This window comes from Streptomyces albireticuli (genome assembly GCF_021228125.1).
GTDB lineage: Bacteria > Actinomycetota > Actinomycetes > Streptomycetales > Streptomycetaceae > Streptomyces > Streptomyces albireticuli.
The window spans coordinates 1-5,292 of sequence record NZ_JAJQQS010000050.1 but is presented as its reverse complement, the minus strand read 5'-3'; the positions used below and the strand labels follow the sequence as shown (position 1 = coordinate 5,292).

The 5,292-nt window shown below is 62.9% G+C and carries 2 protein-coding genes and 4 pseudogenes; 3 read left to right on the top strand and 3 right to left on the bottom strand.

Annotated features, from left to right (window positions below):
• Positions 1-870 precede the first annotated feature (870 nt).
• On the bottom strand, positions 871-1,611 hold the full coding sequence (locus LUZ64_RS36265) for a DciA family protein (RefSeq protein WP_095581620.1): 741 nt from the start codon (positions 1,609-1,611) through the stop codon (positions 871-873).
• Between the two features lie 287 nt (positions 1,612-1,898).
• Here LUZ64_RS36265 and LUZ64_RS36260 point away from each other — a divergent pair.
• Positions 1,899-2,027, top strand: a pseudogene (locus tag LUZ64_RS36260) (IS110 family transposase); the annotation flags it as partial.
• Here the strand turns inward: LUZ64_RS36260 and LUZ64_RS38155 are convergent.
• Positions 2,027-2,173 (bottom strand): annotated as a pseudogene (locus tag LUZ64_RS38155) (IS630 family transposase); the annotation flags it as partial. The pseudogenes LUZ64_RS36260 and LUZ64_RS38155 overlap by 1 nt on opposite strands.
• Between LUZ64_RS38155 and LUZ64_RS36255 the strand changes: the two are divergent.
• A complete protein-coding gene (locus LUZ64_RS36255) occupies positions 2,172-4,046 on the top strand; it encodes a M60 family metallopeptidase (protein WP_308251456.1) in 1,875 nt (624 codons plus the stop codon). The pseudogene LUZ64_RS38155 and the gene LUZ64_RS36255 sit on opposite strands and share 2 nt — an antisense overlap.
• 7 nt (positions 4,047-4,053) lie before the next feature.
• Here the strand turns inward: LUZ64_RS36255 and LUZ64_RS36250 are convergent.
• Positions 4,054-4,802, bottom strand: a pseudogene (locus LUZ64_RS36250) (transposase family protein).
• Between the two features lie 166 nt (positions 4,803-4,968).
• On the opposite strand from LUZ64_RS36250, the pseudogene LUZ64_RS36245 reads away from it, so the two are divergent.
• Positions 4,969-5,143, top strand: a pseudogene (locus LUZ64_RS36245) (transposase family protein); the annotation flags it as partial.
• Between the last annotated feature and the right edge of the window lie 149 nt (positions 5,144-5,292).

The following is a 5,292-nucleotide window of genomic DNA, read 5'->3' as shown; positions in this document are numbered from 1 at the left end:
CGCACCCTCCCCCCGCAGCACGGCCACCAGCCTTACCGAACCGCCGCGCGCCCAGCCCCGTGAACGGCACTACCCAGGACCGCCCCGACGCCATGATCACACCACCCACACCACCACCCACACCAACGTGCCACACCACCAGCAGCCACGGAACAACCCTTAGGTATCTGTCTCAACACCGCGGGGCCTAGCCCGTTTCACCCCATCGCCCGAACAGTGACCACTCTGAAAACGCTCACTGTCCGAGACGACTGGTGCGTTGGATGCGTCAAGACCCCGCCATAAATAGTTTTGTCGACTCTGTCTGCTGACATCTATGGGCATTCCTGTGATATATGTCACTCATGCATTAACATCTCACGCGTGAGGAGTCTCTTGGAACCCAGAGCTCCAACTACCCCTGTCATCCGTCGTGCTGACCGCAGGTAGGGCTCACACAGCAAGGCGGGCCGCCGAGGATGTGGTGATCATCGCGCGGCCCGCCCGCCACCTGCCCGGAAACCCCGCCGTGCCCGTGCCGCACGGCACGGGCACGGCGCTGCGAGTTCACCGCCCGGCCGCCGCTCCCGGGTCCGCCGGTACGTTCCGGACGGGCACGGCGGCCTCCAGGACCGCCTCGGCCCACCGCTGCGACAGGCACGCTTCCAGGCCGGCGGCCTCCGTCGTGCGCGCCTCGTAGTTGAAGGCGGCACGCTTGGCCGAAGGCAGCGCGTCGGCGATGCCGTCTATGGTCCGCGGGATCGGAGCTACGGCCGGGGCGTGGGTCTGTGCGCTTATGACGTCATCCTTCCCTCTGCTCTGAGTCTGCCGTGTCAGAGCCTGCCAGGTCGACCGTGGCAGACGTCCTTGTGGAACCACTCTGGCACCCCCCTACGCCGCCGGTCGTGCTGGCTTCCGCTTTTCCGGCGCCTGGCGCACAAGCGCCGCGCCCGCCCGGTCGGCGCGGGCCTGGCGCAGGGCGGCGGCTTCGGTGGCCGCGGCCTGGCGGCGCCGCTGAATCCGGGCCGCCTCGCTCGGGGCCAGCGCATCGTCTACCGCTGCCTGCGTTTCGGGGAATGCCCGGCGGCTCAGTTCACGCAGCGCCTTCGTCTGCCGCTCCGCCGCCTCCGCGATGGCCGGGTCCACCCGCCGGGGAGTTGTGACGGACCGGTGCGCGGCCAGTGCCTCGTGGAAGCCGGGCGAGGCCATCTCGCGGGTCTTCACCAGCGCCTCGGGCGCGGCCGCGGCTGCCGGGCGGGGCGACGCTAGGCGGGGTGCCGGTGAAGACTCTGGGTGCAGGATCCGGACGGTGCGCACCGTGTCGGTGCCGGCCGCGTTGTTCGCCGCGGTAACGATCCGCGCGGTGATGAGACGGAGCTGGGTGGCGCAGGCGGGCGAGTCGGGGCGTAGGTCGAGCTGGCCGGTGTCCGGGTGGAAGGCGACGGCCTGGACGTGGTCGGGCGGCTGCGGCGCGACGGCGGTGGCGATGTCTGGCCAGCGGTCCAGCACGGTGCCGCCGGCGGCTGGGAGGTCCCAGGCCCGGTCGACGATCAGGCCCTGGAGCACGGCGACGAACCCGGATCTGACCGCTGCCCGCGAGGCCGCGAAGGTCGCCCACGACGACTTCGTCAACGCGGCCGCCCGCTACCTGCGTCCGGCGAGTACCCACCCCACCTTCGAACAGGAGCCCCCGTTATCTTCTCCACGGCCCCGCAACGGGGCTCCCGGCCTCCGGGCCCGGCATGACTTCTCCCCCCCTGTTTGACGACATGATCCGGGGGGTGTCACCGGTCCCGGAGGCACCGGTAGACCGCTGATAAGGGCAGGACCGCCGTCGTTTCGGCAGGCTCTTCATAACGTGGATGCCGGGGATCGGTGCCGCAGGTGAGGCCGGGTAGGCAGAAGTTCTCGCTGGAGTAATGCAGGTGAGCGAGCTCGACCAGGTGAACGTCTTCGTGGGCCTGGACGTCGGCAAGGGTGAACATCACGCCACCGCCCTGACGTCGGCCGGGAAGAAGGCCTTCGACAAGCGGCTTCCCAACAGCGAGCGGACCGAGCCCACGCTCACCCGAAGTGCCTTGGCGATCACCGCGTTCGGCTCCCCCGCGGGGAACAACCCGGCCGCCTCGAGATGGATCCGTTCACGGAAAGCCTGTCGCTCGGCAGTCAGCCCGCCACTTCGCGGATACCTCATGCCAACGGATACTGCGGCGATCACAACACGTCAGCCCCACGACAACACACAGACATCGTCAGTAATACATCCAAAAACGGAGGATCGGAGTATGAGTAAAGGGTGGAAAGGAAGATGGGAAGGGATCCTCATCTTTGTCATTGTGCTGATAATGGGCGTGTCCGGGGTGGGGGGTTTCGCGGCAGCTCGTGAGGCGCTGGGGCCGGAGGAAGCAAAAATTCAATTTGATCCAGGAAGTGTTCCTGGGATAATTTATCCCGGTCAGGATGCTTTGAAGATATGGCCCGAGTTTAAAAATAAAGGTCCAGATAAGATCGATGAGGTGAGGTGGAGCGCTTCGCTGCCAGATGGGCTTGTCGTGACTAATGTATACGGCGGCCCATGTCATGACTCCGTACCGACCCCCTTTGTCTGCGCATGGAAGGATGTCGGTAAAGGTGATGATGGCTGGATGGTAGTCACTTTGAAGGTGGCGGACGATCTGGCGGTTGGGCGTAAGGTATCGATTCCTATTACCCTCACCTCGTTCGTCGGAGGTCGGAAAACGAGTCAGGTGCGGCATACTTATACGTGGGACGTGAAGCAGGCTCCGACCTATCGACAGGTCAATCCAAAAGATTTTCCGCAGCCGCGTGAGCGTAAATTCTTTGCCCTCCCCGACGCGGAAGTGGAACGCGAACGGCTGGCGCAGTGGTCCCTGTGGGCAGACTTTCAGTCAACTGGGTTCTACCTGAACCCTCGTACCGACCTCACAGTAACAGCATCCGGCCTGAGTGGCGACCCGGACGACTCTAGACTTGAACTCTTGATCGGGTCTCCGGCACTGGTAAATCCAGAGGACGAAGAGAAAGAGGAAGTTCCTACCCAACTGCGCAGTAAACCGCTGACATCTGGAGCGAATGTTGTTTCTGATTTCTACGGTGGGGTGATCTATGTGCGCTATTCTAAGAAGAGCCAGCATGAGTTGCCGGAAATCACAGTGAAAATCGGGTCCGAAGCTGAACCTTTTCCATTTTACGAGCAGGGTGTCACGACCGGGGTTCAGTGGAAGCAGATGCTCGAGGACTCTAAGGTTCCTTTCGCTGAGCACTCCGCCCGACACGTTTCTATAACTGGTCTTGCTGCGTATGCTAAGAAATACGCAGATGAAGACCAAGAGGAACTGCTGTCCATCTACCAGCAGATCATCGATGCACAAAATTCCATCAGCGGGCTTGACGGAAAGGAGCCTACCGACGAACCAAGCACCCTGCGGCCCATGGTCGTGCAGACTCCAAACGCAGAAAACCCAAATGCGACAAACTATCGAGCCGCCATGCCGGGAGACTCTATGGAAGGAGTGTACAAGCCCGCGAGCCTGCGTCACTCCTGGGGGATGTGGCATGAATTTGGCCACCATCGCCAGCATGATCATCACTGGAGCTGGGATGCGATGAGTGAGGTCACCGTCAACATCTATTCTTTGGCGGCGAGACGCCTGTTCCCAGAGGAAAGTGTCGAACACGGGACCCCCGATGAGTGGAAAGAAGCAAAAGAATTCCTAGCCTTACCTCTCGGTGAGCGAAACTTCGATGAAAACGCCGGGCATTTTACTCGTCTTGCGATGTTCGAACAGCTCCGCTTACTATTCGGTGATGACCTGTTCCACCGCCTCCATAAAGAATCCCGCAGACTTCCGGAGCTGCCTAGCGATGGAGAGAAAAAGAGGTATTTCATGGTTACCGTTTCCCGGCTCTCCCAAACTGACCTGACTGAATACTTCAAGAAATGGGGGCTCCGCCCGGACGTAGAGACCGTAAAGCAAATTGCGAACCTCAACCTTCAGAAACCCGCTAGCGATTTAACTATCACACCTGTCTTCGGTGGTAAGTGAACCTCTTTCATTCTGGATAGTCGCAGGTCGGGAGGGTGTGGACGGCCTGCACGATGCGGCTGATGTGGTTGGTGGAGCATCGGGCCTGGCGGAGGGTGTGCCAGGACTTGAGCCGGGCGAAGGCGCGTTCGCCCGGTGCTCGGAGTCGCGCGTGGACGCGGTTGTATCGCTGGTAGTGGTCGGGGAGTTCGCGGTGTCTGTGGTAGGGGGTGCGGACGGTGGCGCCGGCACCGTGGTAGGCCCGGTCGGCCAGAATGAGGGTTTCCCTGGTGGGGCAGGCCTGGACGATGCCGTGGGCCCGGGCAGCGGTCAGATCATGCGTGCGCTCGGGCAGCGCGCGGGAGAACCACAGCGGTGTGCCGTCTGGGCGGGCGACGACCTGCACGTTCATGCCGTGCCGCTTGTGCTTTCTGCGAGTAGTACGGCTCGTCCGCCGCGATACGGTCGGTCGGGATCAGCGTGCCGTCAACGACGACGAAGCCCCCCTCACCCAGGCCCGCCAGAGCCTCGCGCAAGCCCGGGGCCCACGCGGCCAGGGCCTCAAGAGTCTCGTCCACGTACCTCCACGCGGTGGACTTCGACACGCCGAAACCGGCCCCCACCTGCGCGAACGTCTCGTTCTCCCGCATATGGGCCAGCACCAGCAGGGCCTTCCTGAAACAACGCCAGCCTTCGCCACGGCGACTTCAGCTCACGCCGGCGGGCATGGATCAGCCACGAGACATGCTCGACCAGCTCGTAAAGAACGTCGAGCATGGCAGGACACGGAACCAACAGAGCCCTTTGGCGCCGGTGTCGAGTGAGATCAACACCCCAACGACAAGGGCTCTGCTGCGTCACCAACCACCACCTCTGGCCTCTTGCTTCACCCCCGCAGGACAGGATGAAAGAGGTTCATCGTCCGAATGCGCTGATGGCCATTCTCATGCCCGACGACCGGATCGCTGCGGACGACCCGTACTACAGCCAGAAGCACAAACGGCACGGGATGAACGTGCAGGTCATCCACCCGTCCGGGCGGGAACCCGCCGTGGTTCTCCCGCGCGCTGCCGGGCCGCGCTCACGACCTCACCGCGGCCCGCACCCACGGCATCATCTAGTGACCTGAGTCGGAGAGAACGTGTCTGAAAGATCGTGTAAGTCTGTGATGTGACAGGCTGGCCGGGGTCTTGACCTGGGCCTTTGCCAGCGGGGACGGACGGACATGAATGACAAGGAGATGCTGGCCGTCGAGCCGGTCGAGGAC